At 67.0% G+C, this 19557-nt stretch carries 19 protein-coding genes and 1 tRNA gene; 6 read left to right on the top strand and 14 right to left on the bottom strand.

Annotated elements, in window-relative coordinates:
- Positions 1-51: 51 nt before the first annotated feature.
- On the bottom strand, positions 52-240 hold the full coding sequence (locus tag JT720_RS10470) for a con-10 family general stress protein (protein WP_205481203.1): 189 nt from the start codon (positions 238-240) through the stop codon (positions 52-54).
- 212 nt (positions 241-452) lie between these two features.
- Between JT720_RS10470 and JT720_RS10465 the strand changes: the two genes are divergently transcribed.
- The 5 genes from JT720_RS10465 to JT720_RS10445 are packed head-to-tail and all read left to right on the top strand — an operon-like array spanning position 453 to position 4384.
- Positions 453-1163, top strand: coding sequence for a Crp/Fnr family transcriptional regulator (locus JT720_RS10465; protein WP_205481202.1), 711 nt, complete (start codon positions 453-455; stop codon positions 1161-1163).
- Positions 1150-2184 carry a sensor histidine kinase gene (locus JT720_RS10460; RefSeq protein ID WP_205481201.1) on the top strand — a complete coding sequence of 345 codons (1035 nt, stop codon included), beginning with the start codon at positions 1150-1152 and terminating at the stop codon, positions 2182-2184. The genes JT720_RS10465 and JT720_RS10460 overlap by 14 nt, the downstream gene beginning before the upstream one ends.
- Positions 2181-3713 (top strand): acyl-CoA carboxylase subunit beta, encoded by a 1533-nt coding sequence (locus JT720_RS10455; protein ID WP_205481200.1) that lies wholly within the window; start codon positions 2181-2183, stop codon positions 3711-3713. The genes JT720_RS10460 and JT720_RS10455 overlap by 4 nt, the downstream gene beginning before the upstream one ends.
- A gap of 9 nt (positions 3714-3722) precedes the next feature.
- Positions 3723-4142: a methylmalonyl-CoA epimerase gene (gene mce, locus JT720_RS10450; RefSeq protein ID WP_205481199.1), complete on the top strand. Its 420-nt coding sequence runs from the start codon at positions 3723-3725 to the stop codon at positions 4140-4142.
- Positions 4142-4384 carry a hypothetical protein gene (locus JT720_RS10445; RefSeq protein ID WP_205481198.1) on the top strand — a complete coding sequence of 81 codons (243 nt, stop codon included), beginning with the start codon at positions 4142-4144 and terminating at the stop codon, positions 4382-4384. Before mce ends, JT720_RS10445 begins: the two co-directional genes overlap by 1 nt.
- A gap of 7 nt (positions 4385-4391) precedes the next feature.
- On the opposite strand, the gene JT720_RS10440 is transcribed toward JT720_RS10445, so the two are convergent.
- From JT720_RS10440 to JT720_RS10400, 9 genes are all read right to left on the bottom strand, one after another.
- Positions 4392-6497: a S9 family peptidase gene (locus JT720_RS10440; protein WP_205481197.1), complete on the bottom strand. Its 2106-nt coding sequence runs from the start codon at positions 6495-6497 to the stop codon at positions 4392-4394.
- A 63-nt stretch (positions 6498-6560) separates the two neighbouring features.
- Positions 6561-8561: an NAD-dependent DNA ligase LigA gene (gene ligA / locus JT720_RS10435; RefSeq protein ID WP_205481409.1), complete on the bottom strand. Its 2001-nt coding sequence runs from the start codon at positions 8559-8561 to the stop codon at positions 6561-6563.
- Positions 8562-8607: 46 nt separating this feature from the next.
- Positions 8608-9315 (bottom strand): dienelactone hydrolase family protein, encoded by a 708-nt coding sequence (locus tag JT720_RS10430; protein ID WP_205481196.1) that lies wholly within the window; start codon positions 9313-9315, stop codon positions 8608-8610.
- The gene (gene recN / locus JT720_RS10425) at positions 9312-10964 is read right to left on the bottom strand and encodes a DNA repair protein RecN (protein WP_205481195.1); all 1653 of its coding nucleotides are present in this window, start codon (positions 10962-10964) and stop codon (positions 9312-9314) included. Before recN ends, JT720_RS10430 begins: the two co-directional genes overlap by 4 nt.
- Positions 10965-10983: 19 nt before the next feature.
- Positions 10984-11775, bottom strand: a complete 792-nt coding sequence (locus JT720_RS10420; RefSeq protein WP_205481194.1) for an outer membrane protein assembly factor BamD — start codon at positions 11773-11775, stop codon at positions 10984-10986.
- 86 nt (positions 11776-11861) lie between these two features.
- The gene (gene secF, locus JT720_RS10415; RefSeq protein ID WP_205481193.1) at positions 11862-12815 is read right to left on the bottom strand and encodes a protein translocase subunit SecF; all 954 of its coding nucleotides are present in this window, start codon (positions 12813-12815) and stop codon (positions 11862-11864) included.
- Positions 12816-12829: 14 nt separating this feature from the next.
- Positions 12830-14425 (bottom strand): protein translocase subunit SecD, encoded by a 1596-nt coding sequence (gene secD / locus JT720_RS10410; RefSeq protein WP_205481192.1) that lies wholly within the window; start codon positions 14423-14425, stop codon positions 12830-12832.
- Positions 14425-14772: a preprotein translocase subunit YajC gene (gene yajC, locus JT720_RS10405; protein ID WP_205481191.1), complete on the bottom strand. Its 348-nt coding sequence runs from the start codon at positions 14770-14772 to the stop codon at positions 14425-14427. The genes secD and yajC overlap by 1 nt, the downstream gene beginning before the upstream one ends.
- 29 nt (positions 14773-14801) lie before the next feature.
- A tRNA-Pro gene (locus JT720_RS10400) sits at positions 14802-14878 on the bottom strand.
- A 92-nt stretch (positions 14879-14970) separates the two neighbouring features.
- On the opposite strand from JT720_RS10400, the gene JT720_RS10395 reads away from it, so the two are divergent.
- Complete coding sequence (locus tag JT720_RS10395; RefSeq protein ID WP_205481190.1) at positions 14971-15624, top strand: TIGR02117 family protein; 654 nt, start codon at positions 14971-14973, stop codon at positions 15622-15624.
- Positions 15625-15777: 153 nt separating this feature from the next.
- Here JT720_RS10395 and JT720_RS10390 read toward each other — a convergent pair whose 3' ends face one another.
- The 4 genes from JT720_RS10390 to hslV form a co-directional block, all read right to left on the bottom strand.
- A complete protein-coding gene (locus JT720_RS10390) occupies positions 15778-16080 on the bottom strand; it encodes a GIY-YIG nuclease family protein (RefSeq protein ID WP_205481189.1) in 303 nt (100 codons plus the stop codon).
- A 288-nt stretch (positions 16081-16368) separates the two neighbouring features.
- The gene (gene hslU, locus JT720_RS10385; protein WP_205481408.1) at positions 16369-17670 is read right to left on the bottom strand and encodes an ATP-dependent protease ATPase subunit HslU; all 1302 of its coding nucleotides are present in this window, start codon (positions 17668-17670) and stop codon (positions 16369-16371) included.
- An 80-nt stretch (positions 17671-17750) separates the two neighbouring features.
- On the bottom strand, positions 17751-18866 hold the full coding sequence (locus tag JT720_RS10380; RefSeq protein ID WP_336511989.1) for an FAD-dependent oxidoreductase: 1116 nt from the start codon (positions 18864-18866) through the stop codon (positions 17751-17753).
- 41 nt (positions 18867-18907) lie between these two features.
- Complete coding sequence (hslV, locus tag JT720_RS10375; protein ID WP_205481188.1) at positions 18908-19441, bottom strand: ATP-dependent protease subunit HslV; 534 nt, start codon at positions 19439-19441, stop codon at positions 18908-18910.
- Positions 19442-19557: the final 116 nt, after the last annotated feature.

Below are 19557 nucleotides of genomic sequence, written 5' to 3'. Positions count from 1 at the left end.
CCGCCCAAGCGCCGAGGCGCTTGGGCATCTCGCGCGGCCGGGAACCTCCGCTCAGGCGTGCGCAGTTTCGCGGTGACGACTTGCGCGGCCACCCTCACGGCCGGCCTCAGCCGCGCGTTCACGATTGTTCGCGAAATTGCCTCCGCTGCACTTTCCGCCCTTGCTGGCGATCTCGCGCTGTCGTTGCGGGTCCATCGCTGCGAACCCGCGTTTGGCAGGGGTCCGGTGCGTGTCAGTCATGAAAAGAGCCTCCCGTCTGCTGCGCTCGGCCGAACCGAGCAGTGCGTGAACGCGAGGACTGGCAGCTTCGTTCATGGAACTAATCTGTGTTAAGCAGAAATGCTGCGGCGCTGCATTGCCGATCGGCAGCCTGCGGCTAAGCTCCCGGTCACGCGGCCGGATATCGACAGGAGGGGAACGCACTGGCGCAGGCGCTGATCCGCAAGGTCGAGTTGTACACGCGTCTCTCCGAGGAGGAGCGGCAGCTTCTCCATGAGCTTGCAGCCGGGTCGTCGCGCCGGGTCGCGCCACGTCGAGACCTGGTTCTTGAAGGGGATCCGCCACGGCACGTGCTCGTCATCCAGGAAGGATGGGCCGTCCGGACGAAGATGCTTGAGGACGGTCGCCGTCAGATCGTCGGGCTGATCCTACCGGGCGATGTCTGCGACGCGCACAATTACGTGCTTCGGCGCACGGACCACGGTATTCACGCACTGACCCGGATGCGCGTGGCGGAAGTCACGCGAGAGAGACTGGAGCCCGCGCTCGACCATTCGACCCGGCTCTGCCGGGCGTTCTGGTGGATGGAACTGGTCGGCGCTGCGATCCAGCGCGAATGGACGCTCAACCTAGGCCAGCGCAGCGCGTTCGAGCGGATCGCCCATTTCCTGTGCGAGACCTTTGTTCGACTGGAAGCGCTTGGGATGACCCAGGGTGACAGTTGCGATTTCCCGATCGTGCAGAACGATCTGGCGGACATCACCGGGCTGACGTCCGTGCACGTCAACCGCACCCTGCAGGACCTTCGGCGGGCGGGGCTCATTTCGCTTGGAAGTCGTCGGCTGACGATTCCGGACCTCCCGCGCCTCAAGGACGTTGCGCTGTTCACGCCCGAGTACCTGCATTTGGGCCAGGAGGGGTCCCAGTTCGATGCCAACAGCTGAGGAGAGGTGGTTCACCGAATTTGCGGCGCATTCCGACAACACGTTGTGGCTGCAGGAACCTCCCGGCACGATGGCTTACCTCAGCCCAACTTTCGAGGCGATGTTCGGCATGCCGGCGGGGAAGGGCTTTGATCGGGATCAGTGGGCCGCGCTGGTCCATCCCGATGATCTTGGGATCGCCCTGTCTGCGCTCCCGCGGTCCGAACAGGGTGAGGTCGTCCAGATCGATTACCGCATCATCCGCCCGAGCGATGGAGCGGTCCGCTGGATCCGGGACAAGGGCTTTCCCCTGTTCGGGTCGGACGGGAAGGTCCAGGCCATCGCCGGCATCGCCCGGGACATCACCGAGGAAAAGAGCGCCCTGGAGGCATTGGCGCAAAGCGAGGAAAGGGCCAGGCTTCTGCTGGCCGAACTCCAGCACCGGGTCCGCAACACGCTTGGCGTGGTGCGCTCGATCGCGCGGCGGACTGCGGAGCGGTCGCGTGACGTTCGGGAGTTTTCGACCCATCTCGACGGGCGCCTCGCCGCCTTTGCGCGGGTGCAGGCCCTGGTTACGCGCGCTCCAGACGCGGGGGTGTCGCTGCGGGAGATCGCGCAGGACGAGCTCCTCGCCCATGGCGCGCAGGAAGGGCGCTCGCTGGTGCTGGAAGGGCCCGACGTGCTGCTCGACCCCAGAACGGCGGAGCGGATCAGCCTGGCGGTGCACGAACTGTCCGCCAACGCGGTCAAGCATGGCGTGCTGGGTGCTCGCGCCGGTGAACTGGAGGTCCGCTGGTCACTGTCGGGTGAAGCGGAGTCGCGGGTGCTCGGGTTCAGCTGGAAGGAGACCAAGCTCGGCCGCACTTTGCGGAAGCCACGACGGACCGGCTTCGGGACCGAGCTGCTGACGCGCACGCTGGCCTATGAGCTCAAGGCCAAGTCGGCGATGCACTTCGGGAAGAACGGCTTCAGCTACACCTTATTCGTGCCGCTCCCCTACGTTGACGAGGGCGAGCGGAAGTCCGAAGAGCCGCGCCCATGACGAGCACGATTGCGGAACTGGAGCGGCGGCGGGAAGCCGCGCGGATGGGCGGCGGGCAGAAGCGCATCGACGCGCAGCACGCCAAGGGCCGGCTGACAGCGCGGGAGCGGCTGGCCGTGCTGCTGGACGAAGGCAGCTTCGAGGAAGTGGATACCTTCGTCGAGCACAACGCGACCGACTTCGGCATGGCCGAACAGAAGATCCCGGGCGACGGCGTGGTCACCGGATCGGGCACGATCAATGGGCGGCTGGTCTATGTCTTCGCGCAGGACTTCACCGTGTTCGGCGGGTCGCTATCGGAGCGTCACGCGCAGAAGATCTGCAAGATCATGGACGCGGCGATGCGCAACGGCGCGCCGGTGATCGGACTGAATGATTCCGGAGGCGCGCGCATCCAGGAGGGCGTGGCGAGCCTCGCGGGCTATGCGGAGGTGTTCCAGCGCAATGTGCTGGCGAGCGGCGTCATTCCCCAGATCAGCCTGATCATGGGGCCTTGCGCGGGCGGCGCCGTTTATTCACCGGCGATGACCGACTTCATCTTCATGGTGAAGGATTCGAGCTACATGTTCGTCACCGGGCCGGAGGTGGTGAAGACCGTCACCAACGAGGTAGTGACGCAGGAGGAACTGGGCGGCGCGGTGACGCACACCAGTAAGTCGGGCGTGGCGGACGTGGCGTTCGAGAATGACATCGACGCGCTGCTGGCGGCGCGGGAGTTCGTCGACTTCCTGCCGTTGTCCAACCGGATGGAGGTGCCGGAGCGGCCCTCGTCCGACCCGTGGGACCGCGTCGAGGAGAGCCTCGATACGCTGATCCCGCCTTCGGCCAACCAGCCCTACGACATGCATGAGCTGATCCGGAAGGTCGCCGATGAGGGCGACTTCTTCGAGCTTCAGCCGAACCACGCCGGCAACATCATCATCGGCTTCTGCCGGGTCGAGGGCCGCACTGTGGGCGTGGTCGCGAACCAGCCAATGGTGCTGGCGGGCGTGCTGGACATCAATTCGTCGAAGAAAGCGGCGCGTTTCGTGCGCTTCTGCGACGCGTTCGACATTCCGATCCTGACCTTCGTGGACGTGCCGGGCTTCCTCCCCGGTGTCGGGCAGGAGCATAACGGCATCATCAAGCACGGCGCCAAGCTGCTGTTCGCTTACGCCGAGGCGACGGTGCCGAAGATCACGGTGATCACGCGCAAGGCGTACGGCGGCGCCTATGACGTCATGGCCTCCAAGCACCTGCGCGGGGACTTGAACTACGCCTGGCCAACCGCCGAGATCGCGGTGATGGGCGCCAAGGGCGCGGTGGAGATCATCTTCCGCAAGGACATCGGGGACGCGGAAGCGATCGCGGCTCGAACGGCGGAGTATGAAGAGCGCTTCGCCAACCCCTTCGTGGCGGCGAGCATGGGCTTCATCGACGAAGTCATCATGCCGCATTCGACCCGGCGGCGCGTGGCGCTCGGCTTACGCAAGCTGCGGAACAAGCAGCTGGAGAACCCGTGGAAGAAGCATGACAACATTCCGTTGTGACGGTGCGCGATGACACTCGGCCGACTGAATCATGTTGGCGTTGCGACGCCTTCGATCGAGAGGAGCCTTGAGGTCTACCGAACCCAGTTCGGGGCAGAGCCGCACGGGGCGCCCTTCGATCTTTCCACCCAGGGCGTTCGCGTGTGTTTCGTGGATGCACCGAACACGCAGATCGAACTGATCCAGCCCCTCGGGCCGGAGTCGCCGATCGCGAAGTTCCTCGAAAAAAACCCCGAAGGGGGGCAGCATCACCTCTGCTTCGAGGTGCCGGACATTGAGGAAGCACGCGCCTGGTTCGAAGGGCAGGGCGCCCGCATCCTCGGTCCGACGCGCATCGGCGCACACGGAACGCCGATCTTCTTCCTCCACCCCAAGGACATGGGCGGGGTGCTGACCGAGATCATGGAGTCGCCGAAGCAGGCGCATTGATGACCGGGCGTGCGGAAGAATTATTCGTCGGTGCGGTGTGCGTCGTGCTCGCACTATTGCTGCTACGTCGCATTGCGCTTGCACTTCGCAGCGGCGAGATCCCCCTTTATCGCACCCGCCTGAACCGCGCTGAGGCGGGGGACGCGCGGTTCTGGACTTTGGTGGCGATCAACGCGGGCCTGTTCGTCCTGCTGTTCGTGATCGCCGCCGACCTGCTGCTCGGCCTGGGCTTCCGTCTTTAGTCCCGCCTCACTGCCTCACGCCGAGCTGGTCGAGCATGAAGGCGTAGTATTCCGCGGTCTCCTCGTAGCGGCGGAAGCGTCCCGACTTGCCGCCGTGCCCCGCATCCATGTTGGTGCGGAAAATAACCGGGTGGGTCCCGGTGTTCACCGTCCGGAGGCGCGCGACATACTTCGAAGGCTCGAAATATTGCACCTGGCTGTCCCACAGGCCGGTGCCCACGAACATGGCCGGATAAGCCTGCCGGCTCAGCTGATCGTAGGGTGAGTAGCTCAGCATGTAGTCGTAATATTCGCGGTTCACGGGATTGCCCCACTCGTCCCACTCGTTGGTGGTCAGCGGGATGGTGGGGTCGAGCATGGTGGTAACCACGTCGACGAACGGGACCTGGCTGACGATCACGCGATAATCCTGCGGTGCCATGTTGGTGACCGCACCCATCAATAGGCCGCCGGCGCTGCCGCCCATCGCCGCGACGCGGTCCTTGGCGGCGTAGCCCTGGCCCGTGAGAAAGCGGGTCACGTCGATGAAGTCAGTGAAGGTGTTCTTCTTGTTCAGGAGCTTGCCCTGGTCGTACCAGGCGCGGCCCAGCTCCTGACCGCCTCGGATGTGGGCAATGGCATAGACCATGCCGCGGTCGAGCAGGCTGGTGGTCGTGGTGGACCAGCGTGGATCAGTCGAGCTGCCGTAGCTGCCATAGGCGTACTGCAGCATGGCGGCAGTGCCGTCGCGCGTGAAGCCCTTCCTGTACGCCAGGCTGACGGGCACCTTCGTCCCGTCACGCGCGCTCGCCCACACGCGCTCGGTGACATATTGCGAGGGATCGTAGCCGGGCGCGGGGGTCTGCTTTAGCAGGGTGCGCTTCCCGCTGGCGACGTCCACCTCGTAAGTTCGTTGGGGCGTCGTCAGGCTGTCGTAAGTGTAGCGCAGCTTGGTCGCATCGACCTCCGGGTTGGTGGCGAGGGTCATGCTGTAGGCCGGCTCGTCAGAGGTGACGAAGCTGCCCTTGCCGCCGGTCGGCACCAGCCTCAGCCGCTTGTTGGCATCGCTCCGTTCCTCAATGGCCAGGAAGCCGTCGAACGCCGCGAAGTCCTCGATGAAAGCCTTGGGATCGTGTGGAACGAGGTCTCGCCAGGCGGAGCGGCCTCGAGCAACGGCGGAGTCCTCCACCGTCATCAACCGGTAGTTGGGTGCCTGCCAATTCGTTCGGACGACCCAGCGGTCGCCAACGTGGTCCGCGCCATACAGATGGTCGCGCTCGCGGGGGGACAGGACGACGAACTCGCCCGGAGTCGCGGCGGAGGTGCAGCGCTGCTCGTTGCTGACGGTGCTCTGGAGGATGATGCAGACGAACTTGTCGTCGCGCGTGCGCATCAGCCCCATGTAGAAGCTGTTGTCCTTCTCCTCGTAGATGAGGCGATCGGCCGACGCCGGAGTGCCGAGGACATGCGCCTTGACGCGCTTGCTCAGCAGGGTGACCGGGTCCTTCTCGATGTAGAAGATGGTCTTGTTGTCGTCCGCCCAGACGAGGTTCGGCTCGACGTTCTTCACCTCGTCGGCCAGCACGCGGCCGGAGGCGATGTCCTTGACCTTCAGGTTGTACTGGCGCCGCCCCACCGTGTCCTCGGCGTAGGCGAGCAGGCGATTGTCCTGGCTGACCTGGTAATCGCTGACGGAGAAGAAGCCGTGGCCTTTCGCCATTTCGGGCTGGTTGAGCAGGACTTCCTCGGGCGCGTCCATGCTGCCCTTGCGGCGGGCGATGATCGGGTAGTCGGCACCGGTCTCGAATCGGCTGTAGTACCAGTAGCCGCGATCGCGGACCGGCACGCTGGCGTCGTCTTGTTTGATGCGGCTGGTGAACTCGGCGAATAGCTTCTGCTTGAACGAGGCGAGTGGCGTCAGCACGGCGTCGGCATAGGCGTTTTCGGCATTGAGGTAGGCGAGAACCTTAGGGTCCTTCCGCGTGTCGTCGCGCAGCCAGTAGTAAGGGTCGTCGCGCTCCACCGGGCCTTTGACGGTGTGGGGTCGCTGTTCGGCGACGGGCGGCACCGGCGCGGACTGGGCCAGGGCGGCGGACGAAATGCCCGCGGCAAGGAGGAACGTAACGCGCTTCATGAAAGGCCCTCGCAAGACTGATCGGGCCATAGCGTTGCATCCGCGAGGGGTCGCTTACAAGCCTCAGCCCGTGGCGCCGGCGACGATCCGGGCCCATTCCTCCTCGCCGACCACGCGGATGCCGAGTTCTTCCGCTTTCTTGAGCTTCGAGCCTGCGCCAGGGCCTGCGACCACCAGGTCGGTCTTGGCGCTGACGGAGCCAGCCGCCTTGGCGCCGAGGCGCTCGGCCTGTGCCTTGGCCTCGTCACGGCTCATGGTTTCAAGGCTGCCGGTGAAGACGATGGTCTTGCCGGTCCACTCGGTCTGGCGTGCGTTGCTGACGAACGGCGCTGGACGGGCGAGGGCGAGCAGATCGGCGAGTTCGTCCTGGTTATGCTCCTCGTGGAAGAAGTCGACGATGGCTTCGGCGACCGCAGGTCCGACGCCTTCGACCGCGGAGAGCTCGGCTTGGGCGTCGGGGCCGGTCGCCGCGTCGCGGAGGGCTTCAATGGTGCCGAAGTGGCGGAGCAGGTCCTTGGCCGTGACGGCGCCGATGTGCCGGATGCCAAGTCCGAACAGCAGGCGAGCGCTGTCGAACCCCACGCGCGCATCGATCGCGGCGAGGAGGTTGTCGACGCTTTTCTCCTTCCAGCCCTCCCGTCCCAACAGGTCGGCGCGGTGCTCGGCCAAGCGGAAGATGTCGGCGGGTCCATGCAGCCAACCCAGCGTCGTGAACTCCTCAATGGTCTTTTCGCCCAGACCATCGATGTCCAGCGCGCCGCGACTGACGAAATGCTTCAGGCGCTCGATGCGCTGGGCGGGGCAGATCAGGCCCCCGGTGCAGCGGATGTCGACCTCGCCTTCCTCGGCAACGGCCTCGCTGCCGCAGATGGGGCAATGGTCGGGGTAGACGAAGGGCGTCCGAGGTTCGTCGCGGGTGAGGTTCTCGACCACCTGCGGGATGACGTCGCCGGCCCGCTGGATGCGGACGCGGTCGCCCTCCCGGAGGCCCAGTCGGGAGATCTCGTCGCGGTTGTGGAGAGTAACGTTGGAGACGATCACGCCGCCGACGCCGACGGGCGTGAGACGGCCGACCGGTGTCAACTTGCCGGTGCGGCCAACCTGGATCTCGATCTTCTCGAGCGTGGTCTCCGCCTTCTCGGCCGGGAACTTGTGGGCGAGGGCCCAGCGCGGCGCGCGAGCGACGAAGCCAAGGCGCTCCTGCCAGTCTAGGCGGTCGACCTTGTACACCACGCCGTCGATATCGAACGGCAGGTCCGCGCGGGCATGTTCGATGGCGGCATAGTGGGCGAGGGCGTCCTCAACCGTGTCGCAACGGCGGAACTGGTCGGCGATGGGGAAGCCTAGGGTGCGGAGCCGCTCGACCGCTTCGGCCTGGGTGGCGCCCAGTGGCTCCGAACACTCGCCCCAGCCGTGGGCAAGGAAGCGCAGCGGACGCGCCGCGGTCATGCTCGGGTCCTTCTGGCGGAGTGAGCCGGCAGCGGCGTTGCGCGGATTGGCGAAAATCTTGGCCGCGCTAGCTTCCTGACGCGCGTTGAGGGCGGCGAAGTCTGTCTTGGACATGTAGACCTCGCCGCGGACCTCCAGGACGACGGGTGCTCCGGTTAGCTGTTGCGGGATGTCGCCAATCGTTCGAGCGTTGGGCGTGACGTCTTCCCCCACCGTGCCGTCGCCGCGGGTGGCGGCGAGGATGAGGCGCCCGCTTTCGTACCGGAGGGAGCAGCTCAGGCCGTCGATCTTCGGCTCGGCGGTGAGCGCGACCGGCTCCTGCTCGCCCAGGCTCAGGAAGCGGCGGACGCGGCGGACGAACTCCTCCACCTCCTCGGTCGAAAAGGCATTCTCCAGGCTGAGCATCGGCCGCGCATGCGTGACCTTGGCCAGCGGGCCGCTGGGGGCCGCTCCGACCACGCTGGAGGGCGAGTCTGCGCGAACCAGATGCGGGAAGCGGACTTCCAGCTCCAGATTCTCCCGCACCAGCGCGTCATACTCGGCGTCGCTGATCTCCGGCGCGTCCTGGTCGTGGTAGAGCCGGTTGTGGCGCGCGATCTCCCGCGCCAGCCGCATCAGGCGGTTGGCGGCGTCAGCTTCGGACAGGTCGTGCGTGGCCACCTCAGCCGAACAGTTCGTCCAGGAAGAGGTTCAGCGAGGCCCAGCTACGGCGCGCCGCGGCTTCGTCGTAGGCGACGCCCTCGATGCCGATCTGGTGCGCCTGTGGGTTCGTGAAGCCGTGGCCGACATGGCCGTAGGCGTGAATCTGCCAGTCGCAGCCCGCCTCCGTCAGCTCCTGACCGAGCGCGACGACAGCCTCTGGCGGCACCATGGGGTCGTCCCAGCCGTGGTAGGCGACGACCTTGGCGCTGATCGGCTGGCGATCGAGGCCGGGCGGGTCGAAGAGGCCGTGGAAGCTGGCGACACCCGCTACCTCTGCGCCGGCACGGGCGAGGTCGAGGACGCAGAGGCCGCCGAAGCAGAAGCCGATGGCCGCGATGCGGTCGGTCGCGACGCCTTGCTGCTGGCGAGTGACCTCGAGCACCTCAAGCATCCGGTCGCGCAGGGCCGCGCGGTCGCCCTTGAGGCGGCCCATCTCGCCGAACATGGTGTCGCGGTCGGCGCCGCGGAACTGCTTGCCGAACAGGTCGGCGATCAAGGCGTTGAGCCCGCGGGCGTTCAGCTGGGCGGCGAAGCCGCGTTCCAGGTCGGTGATGCCCATGACGGTGGGGACGATGATGACCGTTCCGTCGGCTTGATCGGACGCGGGCATGAAAACATGTTCCAGCGCCTCGCCGCGGAAATCGTGGGGGATGTTCTGTTCGCTCATGCTGCCTCCAACAAACGTGCCGCCTGCGCCCGGGCCTCGTCGGTGACGGCAGCGCCGGACAGCATGCGGGCGATTTCCTCTCGCCGTTCAGCCGCGTCCAGCTTGCGCACCGTGGTGCGGGTGCCATCGGGGCCGTGGCTCTTCTCGATGCGATAATGATGCTGAGCGCGCGCCGCTACCTGCGGCGAGTGGGTGACGACCAGCAATTGCGAGCGCTGCGACAGGCGCGACAGTCGCTCTCCGATGGCGCTGGCGACGGCGCCCCCGACACCGCGGTCGATCTCGTCGAAGATCATGGTGGATGCGCCGCCGGCCTCAGCCAGCGCGACCTTCAGCGCCAGGATGAAGCGGGACAGCTCACCGCCAGAGGCGATCTTCGTGAGAGCGCCAAAAGGTGCGCCGGGATTCGTCGAAACCTCGAACTCGACTCGGTCGGTGCCGGAGGGGCCCGACAGTCCCGGGGCGACCACAGTGCGGAAGGTGGCGGCTTCGAGCTTCAGTGGCGCGAGTTCGGTGGCGACGGCCTTGTCCAGGCGCAAAGCGGCGGCGCGGCGCTGGTCGGACAGGATCTGCGCCGCTTCGTCGTAAGCAGCCCGTGACTGTTCGAGAAACCGTTCGAGCTCAGCGATCCGCTCGCCGCCCGCCTCGATGAGGGCGAGTTTTGCCTGCATCTCCTGTCCGAGCGCGGCCAACGCATCGGGCTCGACGCGGTGCTTGCGGGCGAGGGCCCGGATGTCGAACAGACGGCTTTCGACCAGCTCGAGCCGGGAGGGATCGAATGCCAGGGCGTCCGCCGCGCGCTCGATCTTGTCCTCGGCCTCGGCGGCTTCGATCACGGCCCGGTCGAGTGCGGCGAGCGCCTCGGCGAGCAGTGGGTGGTCGGCTACGCCGCGTTCGATGCGGCGCGCCGCCAGCCGGAGCTGCGCGAGCGCTCCGTCCGAGCCACCGAGCAGTTCGTCAAGTCCTTGCAGCGATTCACCGGCCTTGGCGCCAGCCTGCATGGCGGCGCGCTGCTCGGCGAGGCTGGTTTCCTCGCCGGGCTCCGGCGCCAGCTTGGCAATCTCCTCGGCCGCATGAGTAAGATAGTCGCGGTCGCGTTCCGCTTCGGCGGCGATGGCGCGAGCCTGCTCGAGCTCGGCCGTGAGCCGCGTCACCTCGCTCCACGCAGCCGCGATGCCACGCGTGTCGATCTTCCCGAAGGCGTCGAGCAGGGCACGGTGACCCTTTGGGTTCAGCAGTCCGCGGTCGTCGTGCTGGCCATGGATCTCGACCAGTGTGCCGCCCACGTCTCGCAAGGTGGAGGCGGGAGCGGCGGAGCCGCCGAGGAAGGCGCGGCTGCCGCCGTCGGCCTTGACCTGACGGCGCAGGATCAGCGGCTCGCCCGGCTCAACGTCGATGCCGTTCTCGTCCAGCAGGGCGACCGCCGGATGCGCGGCGGGAAGGTCGAACTCGGCGGATACGGACGCGCCGTCCTGGCCCGACCGCACCAGGCCGCTGTCGGCCCGTGCTCCCAGCGCTAAGCCTAAGGCGTCGAGCAGGATCGACTTGCCCGCGCCGGTTTCACCCGTGAGGACGCCGAGCCCTTCGCCGAAATCAAGGGTCAGCCGGTCGATCAGCACCACGTCGCGGATGACGAGCTGCCTCAGCATCGCGCGGCGTCGGCGCTCCTCAGCTCTGCTGGGCGGTCTGCGGCGCGTGCCGCTGGATCAGCGCGAAGGCGCGCTTGTACCAGTCCGTGCCTGGATAGTTGCGGCCGAGCACGGCGGCGGACTTGCGAGCCTCGTCGGGAACGCCGAGCGCGAGGTAGCTTTCCGTCAGGCGCATCAGCGCTTCGGGCGTGTGGCTGGTGGTCTGATACTTGTCGACCACGGCGCGGAAGCGGGTGACGCTGGCGAGCCAGTTGCCGGAGCGCTGGTAGAAACGGCCCACCTCCATCTCCTTGCCGGCGAGATGGTCGTTGATGAGATCGAGCTTCAACCGCGCGTCCGCGGCATAGCCGCTTTCGGGATAGCGGCGGATGAGCTCGTTGAACGAATCGGACGCCTGGCTCGTGAGCTTTTGGTCGCGGGTGACGTCCGCGATCTGGTTGTAATAGCTCATGGCGATCAGATAGTTGGCGTAGGGCGCGTCCTTGTTGCCGGGGTGCACGGTCAGGAAGCGCTGGGCCGAGCTGACCGTCTCCGGATACTTTTTGGCCATGTAGTAGCTGAACGCGCTCATCAGCTGCGCGCGGCGGGCCCAGACGGAATAGGGATGCTGCCGCTCCACCTCGTCGAACAGCTTGGCGGCATCTTCGTAGCGCTGGTCGTCGAGGCGCTCCTTCGCCAGCAGGTAGAGCGTGCTGACGTCGCGCGCGACATAGCCGACATCCGTGTTCGACCGGTTGCGGGAGCAGCCCGCCGTCGTGGCCAGGATGATGCAGGCAGCGATCGCGCAGGCGATGCGGGGAAGCGATGACATGGGACGGCCTTCTAGCGTTGCCATAGGGGGGAGCCAAGCGGCTTGGATAGGCGAGGCAGATGAATGCCGGCTGTCTTTCGCGGGCGTCAGGCTGGAGCCTTCTCAACGCCCGGGACCGGCTCGTCGGAGCGCAGGAAGCTGTCGGGCTTCATGCCGAGCCAGACCAGGATCGGGGCCGAGATGTAGATGGACGAATAAGTGCCGATGAACGTGCCGAGCAGGATGGCGAGCGTCAGGCCGAAGATCACGTCCGGGCCGAAGAACAGCAGCATGGCGAGCGCCAGCATGATCGAGCCGGAGGTCACGATCGTGCGGGACAGAGTCTCGTTGAGTGACAAATTGAGCAGCGGGATGATCGCCATCTTGCGATATTTGCGCAGGTTTTCACGAATCCGGTCGTAAATGACCACGGTATCGTTGAGCGAGTAACCGACCACCGCGAGGAAGGCCGCGACGATGTTGAGGTCGACCTGCAACTGGGTCAGCGCGAAGAAGCCCAGGATCATCGACACGTCGTGGAACAGGGTGACGAGGGCGCCGACGCCGAACTGCCATTCGAAGCGGATCCAGATGTAGATGGCGATGCCGAGCATGGCCAGGCTGATGGCGAGGAGGCCGTCGGTGGCGAGTTCCTCCGACACCTTGCCCGAGACGGTCTCGACCGAATCGACGCGGCTGCCCGGATATTGCTGGCCGAGCATCTGCCGGACCTTGACCGCGGCGGCGTTGGCGGCCGCTTCGCCCCCGTCCGGCTTGGGCAGGCGGATCTGGTAGGAGCGGGGGCCGCCGAATTCCTGGATGCTCGATTCGCCGAGCTGGAGCTGGTCGACATTGGAGCGCAGCTGTTCGACGTCGAGCGGCTGGGCGAAGGTGGCGCGGACCATCTGGCCGCCGACGAAATCCACGCCGAGGTTGAGGCCGCGGACCCCGACCATCACGAGCGAGGCGATCGTCACCAGGATCGACAGCACGAGCGCGATGTTGCGCACGCGCATGAAGTCGATGTTGGTGTTGTCGGGAACGAGCTTGAGCAGCTTCATGGAGCTTTATCGCCTCAGATGTGGAGGACGCGCGGGCGCTTGCGCTTGATCCAGAGCGCCACCAGCATGCGGGTGAAGTTCACGGCCGTGAACACGGACGTCACGATGCCGATCAGCAGCACCACGGCGAAGCCGCGGATCGGGCCCGAGCCGAAGTAGAACATCAGCACCGCCGCGATGACGTTGGTGATGTTGGCGTCGAAGATGGCGGTGCTCGCCTCCTTGTAGCCGGTCTCGATGGCGTCGAGGATCTTGCGCCCCCGTCGCTGCTCCTCGCGGATGCGTTCGTTGATGAGCACGTTGGCGTCGACCGCGGCGCCGATGGTCAGCACGAAACCCGCAATTCCGGGGAGTGTGAGCGTGGCGTTGAAGATGGCCATGATGCCGAGGATCAGCAGCGCGTTAACGACCAGCGCCATGTTCGCATAGACGCCGAACCGGCCGTAGGTGATCAGCATGAAGGTCATGACGGCCAGGATGGCGATGACCGACGCGATGGCGCCCGCCTCGATCGAGTCGCGGCCGAGGTCGGGGCCGACGGTGCGCTCCTCGACGACGTTCAGCTTCACCGGCAGCTTGCCCGAAGCCAGGGCCCTGGCGAGCTCGTTGGCGCTCTCGACGGTGAAATTGCCGCTGATCTGCGCGGTGCCACCGAGGATCGGTTCGTTGATGTTCGGTGCCGACAGGACCTTGTTGTCCAGGATGATGGCAAAGGGCTTGCCGACATTTTCCTGCGTCACCCGGCCGAAGCGGCGGGCGCCAGCGGAGTTGAACTTGATGGTAACGACGGGGGCGCCCGACTGCGGGTCGAACGCCTGGGTGGCGTCGACCAGCTGGTCGCCGGAAACCATCACGCGGCGCTGCACCGCGATCGCGCCGCTGCCGTCGGCCATGGGCAGGACCTGGCTTCCGGCCGGAGCACGGCCCTGCGCAACCAGGGTCGGATCCGCGCTGAGATCGACCAGCTTGAACTCGAGACGGGCGGTTTGACCCACGAGGCGTACGAGCGCCTCCGGATCCTCGACCCCCGGGACCTGCACCAGGATTCGGCGATCACCCTGGCCCAGGACGGTGACTTCCTTGGTTCCGCCCGGATCGATGCGCCGGCGGACAACGTCGCGGGCAACGGTCATCGCCTGCTTCAGCGCTTCGGTCGCGCCGGCCTCGGTCTGGGTCATGACCACCCGGGTCGAGTCGACCACGCTGACGTTCCAGTCGCGTTCGGCGCTGAAGGAGCCGACCGGTCTGGTGATCGCGCGCAGCCGCTCTACCGCGTCATCCAGCTGCGCCGGATCACGCACCATGAAGGAGATGCGCCCGCCGCTGGTGGACACGTCACCGACCGCGATCCGCGGCGAACGGCGAAGCTCCGTCTGGACGTTTTCTTCCATGGCGGTGAGCCGCTGCCGCTCCGCGTCGGCGAGGTCGGCTTCAAACAGCAGGTGGCTGCCGCCGGCGAGGTCGAGCCCAAGGCTGATCTGCGAGCGCGGAACCCACGAAGGCCATTGCGCGACCTGGTGCTTGGGAAACAGGCTCGGGATGGCGAGCAGGATGCCCACCACGATGGTGAGCGTGATCGCCCAGACTTTCCAGCGCGGGAAGTCGAGCATCAGTCGTTGGCCGGCTTCGACTGCGGCGTGATCACCTGCGTGATGGTGCTCTTCACGGCGCGGACCTTGATGCCCTGGGCGATCTCCACCTCGACGTCATTGTCGTCGATGATGCGGGTGACGCGGGCGCGAAGGCCGCCACCGGTGATCACCTCGTCGCCCTTCTTGAGGGCGCCCAGCATCTCACGGTGCTGCTTCATCCGGCGCGACTGCGGGCGGATCAGCAGGAAGTAGAAGATGATGAAGATCAGCAGCAGCGGGAAGATCTGCACGAAGAATGCCGTAGCGCCCCCCGGCGCTTGCGCGGCTCCGGCCGCCGCGGCCGTGGTCAGGTAAAGGCTGGACATGGTTCGTGAATCTCGTGCCTGAAGAAAGCTGGTCGGAGCGACTGGATTCGAACCAGCGACCCCCACACCCCCAGTGTGATGCGCTACCAGGCTGCGCTACGCTCCGACCGAGGGCGTGCATCTAGTGGTGCTCGGCAATCTAGGCAAGGCAGGTGTGAGTTGGGGCGACGAGGGCGGGGTCGGGGTTGGGGCAAAAGGGTGCTGCTGGCACTCGCGGCCGTGCCCCTGCTGTATCTGGCGGCGGCGCTGGCGGGTGCGCTGATCCCCGTCAATCGGGCGTGGGAGGAGGCCGGGGCGGGGACGACGGTGTATCTCCGGTCGAACGGCATCCACGTCGACATCATCATGCCGGCGGAGGCCGAGGGGCTCGATTGGCGACCGCTGTTTCCTGCGTCGGCGTTCCGGGGGGCACCGGCCGATGCGCGGTGGTTCGCGTTCGGGGCTGGTGAGCGGCGGGTCTATCTGGAAACGCCGACCTGGTGGGACATCAGCCCGCGGACCTTGTGGGCTGCGGTCGCGGGCGGCGAGCGGGTGATGCATGTCGAGCGGACCAACGATCCGGGTACCGAGATGCGGGCGGTGCGGCTGCGGCCCGAGGAGTACCGGCGACTGTGGGCCGCGGTCCGGGCCGAGCTGACGCTGGATGCGGAAGGGCGGCCGCAGCGGATCGACCATCCCGGGTACACGCCGGAGGATGCGTTCTTTGTCGGGCGGGGGCGGGCGAGTGCGCTCAGCACATGCAACAACTGGGTGGCGGACCGGCTGCGGATCGCGGGGGTGGAGGCGAGTGTGTGGTCGCCGTTCGCGCAGGGGCTGTTGTGGCGGTATCGGGTGGGGTCGCCTCCGGCTTGAGGGTCGGGGGTGGCTGTGAGGAGGCGGTGCGCTCAACCTGAGCTTGTCGAAGGGTGGTGGGGAGACGCTTCGACAGGCTCAGCGTGAGCGCGAGGGCGGCGCTTCGACAGGCTCAGCGTGAGCGCAAGCGGTTGAGGCTTGGCTCCTTTGCGCTCACCCTGAGCTTGTCGAAGGGTGACCTCGTGACCGGCTGAGCTCCGGCAACAGGTGAAAGTCGCCGCGCATCAGGGTTTCCTTCTTTCGGCGAGACCAGCCTTGCAGCTGTTTCTCGAGCTCGAAGGCCTGCTCCCGCGTCTGGCAGTCCGTGAACCAGAGCAGTTGCACGGGCAGGCGCTCGGCCGTGTACTTGGCACCTTCGCCGACCGCGTGCTGCGCCATGCGGGTGTCGAGGTCGTCGGTGTGGCCGGTGTAATAGCTGCCGTCGCTGCAGCGGAGGATGTAGGTGAAGAAGGGCATCGGCTTTGGTCCTGGTCACCCTTCGACAGGCTCAGGGTGAGCGCGCGGGCTGTAGGGGCGGGCGACATGGATGTGGAGTGGGCTTCGACGGGCGTTGAGTGAAGCGTGGGGACGCGCTTCGACAGGCTCAGCGTGAGCGCGGCTTGGTCGGGGGGCTTCTCCCCACGCGCTCACCCTGAGCTTGTCGAAGGGTGGTTGAGGACGCTTCGACCGGCTCAGCGTGAGCGTGGGGACACGCTTCGACAGGCTCAGCGTGAGCGCGAGGTGTTCAGGTTGCCTGGCGCGTCGTTAGAGCACGTAGCGTGAGAGGTCCGCGTTGCGGGCGATGCCGCTGAGTTGCTGGTCGACGAAGGCGGCGTCCACCACGAGGGTCTCGCCCCGGCGATCCTCCGCTTCAAAGCTGATGGTTTCGAGCAGCTTCTCCATGACCGTCTGCAGGCGGCGGGCGCCGATGTTCTCGACCGCCTGGTTCACCTCCGCCGCGACGCGGGCGAGGGCGTGGATGCCGTCCTCGGCGAACTCGACCGTGACCTCCTCGGTCGCCAGCAAGGCGCGATACTGCTCGGTCAGGCTGGCGCGGGTGTCGGAGAGGATGCGGACGAAGTCCTCCTGCGTCAGGGCCTGTAGCTCCACCCGGATCGGCAGGCGGCCCTGGAGCTCCGGCAGCAGGTCGGCGGGCTTGGCGACGTGGAAGGCGCCCGACGCGATGAACAGGATGTGGTCGGTCTTAATCGGGCCGTACTTGGTCGCGACGGTGGTGCCCTCGATCAGCGGCAGGAGGTCGCGCTGAACGCCCTCGCGGCTGACGGAGCCGCCCCGCACGTCGGAGACGGCGATCTTGTCGATCTCGTCGAGGAAGACGATGCCGTTAGCCTCCGCATCGGCGAGCGCGGTGCGGTTGACGTCGTCCTGGTCGAGGCGCTTGTCGGCCTCCTCCTCGGTGAGGCGCTGGAAGGCTTCACGGACCTTGAGCTTGCGGCGTTTCTTGGGCGGGCCGCCGAACGCCTTGCCCATCATCTCGCCGAGATTGATCATGCCGACCTGGCCGCCCATGCCGCCCAGGTCGAACGGCATTTGCGGTGCCTCGCTGACCTCGATCTCGACTTCCGCCCCGTCGAGGCTGCCGTCGGAGAAGCGCTGGCGGAAGGAAGCGCGGGTCGCCTCGCTGGAGCCCTTGCCGGTAAGGGCGTCGAGCAGGCGGTCCATGGCGGCGTCCTCCGCGGCTTCGCGGACGCGCTCGCGGCGGCGTTCCTTCTCCAGGCGGACGGCTTCCTCGACGAGGTCGCGGGCGATCTGCTCGACGTCGCGACCGACATAGCCGACCTCGGTGAACTTTGTGGCCTCGACCTTGACGAAGGGCGCGTCGGCGAGGCGGGCGAGGCGGCGGCTGATCTCCGTCTTGCCGCAGCCCGTGGGCCCGATCATCAGGATGTTCTTGGGCGTGACCTCGTTGCGCAGCTCCGGGCTGAGGCGCTGGCGGCGCCAGCGGTTGCGCAGCGCGACTGCGACTGCGCGCTTGGCCTCGGTCTGGCCGACGATATGCTCGTCCAGGGCGGCGACGATCGCCTTGGGGGTGAGGCCGGCGGTCATGTCAGTTTGCTCCCCGCTGCCCTGCGGGATGGGAGATTGGTAGTTCATCCCCCGCTAGATGAGTGGCGGGGCGGGGCACTTCAAGCGACGCAGCGGAAGGAGGAGAAGACCTGCCGGTGCGTCTGGAGGATGCGGGCAATGGCGGCGGCCTCGGGGATGGTGGAGGACTGGCCGCGCTCGAAGGTGCCGCCGAGGATGATGCCGTCGGGGCGGGGGAACATGTAGCCGGCGTCGCCCGTGAAGGCGTAGCGGATCTCCGGCTGAGGCAGGAGGATGGCGAGCTGGCCGCGCACGGGCTGAAGCTCCGTGTCACCAAACAGCTCGCGCGAGCCGAGGCCGGTGCAGTTGAAGATGAGGGGTTCGGGCAGGGTGGCGATGTCGGCCGGGGTCGCGAAGCGGCGCACCTCCAGCTTGCCGCCGGCCTGGAGGATGTCGCGGGTGAGCTGGCGGAGATAGCGGCCAGTCTCGACGTACATGGTGTCGTAGCTGGCCATGCCGTCGAGCGCGAAGGGATGCTGGGCGGAGGTGAGGGTGCGGCTGGCCGGGTGGAAGCGGTGGAGCGGGTCGGTCGGGTCCGGGTCGCCGTGGCCTTGCGTGTAGGTGGTCAGCCAGCGGATGCCGTAGTCGTCGCCGACCAGCAGCTGGAAGCGGCGCCAGCTGTATTCCATCGCGGACAGGAACTGCTGTTGCCACTCCGGCGTGACGGAGCCCTCGCGGTAGTGGCCGAAGGGGGAGATCTGGCCGCCGGCGATGTTGGAGGTGGTCTCCGGCGGGAGCTGGGCGGTGTAGAGGGTGACGGGGAAGCCGGCCTCCTGCACCAGGCGTGCGGTGCTGAGGCCGAGCGCGCCGGCGCCGATGACCGCAACGGGACCGGCGTGACCTTGCAGGCCGAGCTGGGTGGCGAGGCGGGCGCTGCCCCAGCTCAGCGTGATGCCGGCGCCGCCATGGCCGTAATTGTGGACGAGGCGCTTGGAGCCGAGCGGCTCGGCGCGGACGACGAAGCCGGAGGCGCGATAGGGGCGCAGGCCCGCGACGGTGCGGATGACCCGGCTCGGGTCGACGTTGACGGGCGGGAGGCAGGTCGCCTGGACCGTGCGGCGAATGGAGACGGTGGCGCAGCCGGGCAGCGCGAGGGCTGCGCCGGTGAGGGCGGCGGAACGAAGAAGCGTGCGGCGGGCGAGAGGGGATTCGATCACCCGCCGGAGCTTTAGTGGCTGCGCCCGCGCAAGGCGAGCGGTCAGACGGTCTCGATCGTGAGCCGGTCGTTGGTGAAGACGCAGACCTCGGCCGCGATCGCCATGGCTCGGCGCGCGAGCTTTTCGGGGTCGGGCTCATATTCGGTGAGGGCGCGGGCGGCGGCGAGGGCGTAGTTGCCGCCGGACCCGATCGCCGCGATGCCGCCCTCGGGCTCCAGCACGTCGCCGTTGCCGGTGAGGATCAGCAGAACCTCAGCGTCGGCGACGATCATCATCGCCTCGAGGTTGCGCAGGTACTTGTCGGTGCGCCAGTCCTTGGCGAGTTCGACCGCGGCGCGCATCAGCTGGCCGTGGCTGGCTTCAAGCTTCTTCTCCAGCCGCTCGAACAGGGTGAAGGCGTCAGCGGTCGCGCCAGCGAAGCCGGCGATGACCTTGCCGTCGGCGCCCAGGCGGCGGACCTTGCGGGCGTTGGGCTTCATCACCGTGTTGCCCATCGAGACCTGGCCGTCGCCGGCGATCACCGTCCGCCCGTCCTTCTTCACGCCCAGGATCGTGGTCCCGTGCCAGCTTTCCATGATTTCTCCCGCTCTGGTGCGGACAGCGAAGTGGGAAGGGTTTTTCCCGGTTGCAAGCTGCGCAAGTCCCGCCATGATGCAGGCCGGAGCCAAACGACGAACGGAGTGTTGTGCCT

Source organism: Sphingomonas arenae (assembly GCF_016924655.1).
GTDB classification, from domain to species: domain Bacteria; phylum Pseudomonadota; class Alphaproteobacteria; order Sphingomonadales; family Sphingomonadaceae; genus Sphingomicrobium; species Sphingomicrobium arenae.
The sequence above is the reverse complement of the archived record's forward strand: the minus strand, read 5'-3'. Positions and strand labels throughout refer to the sequence as shown.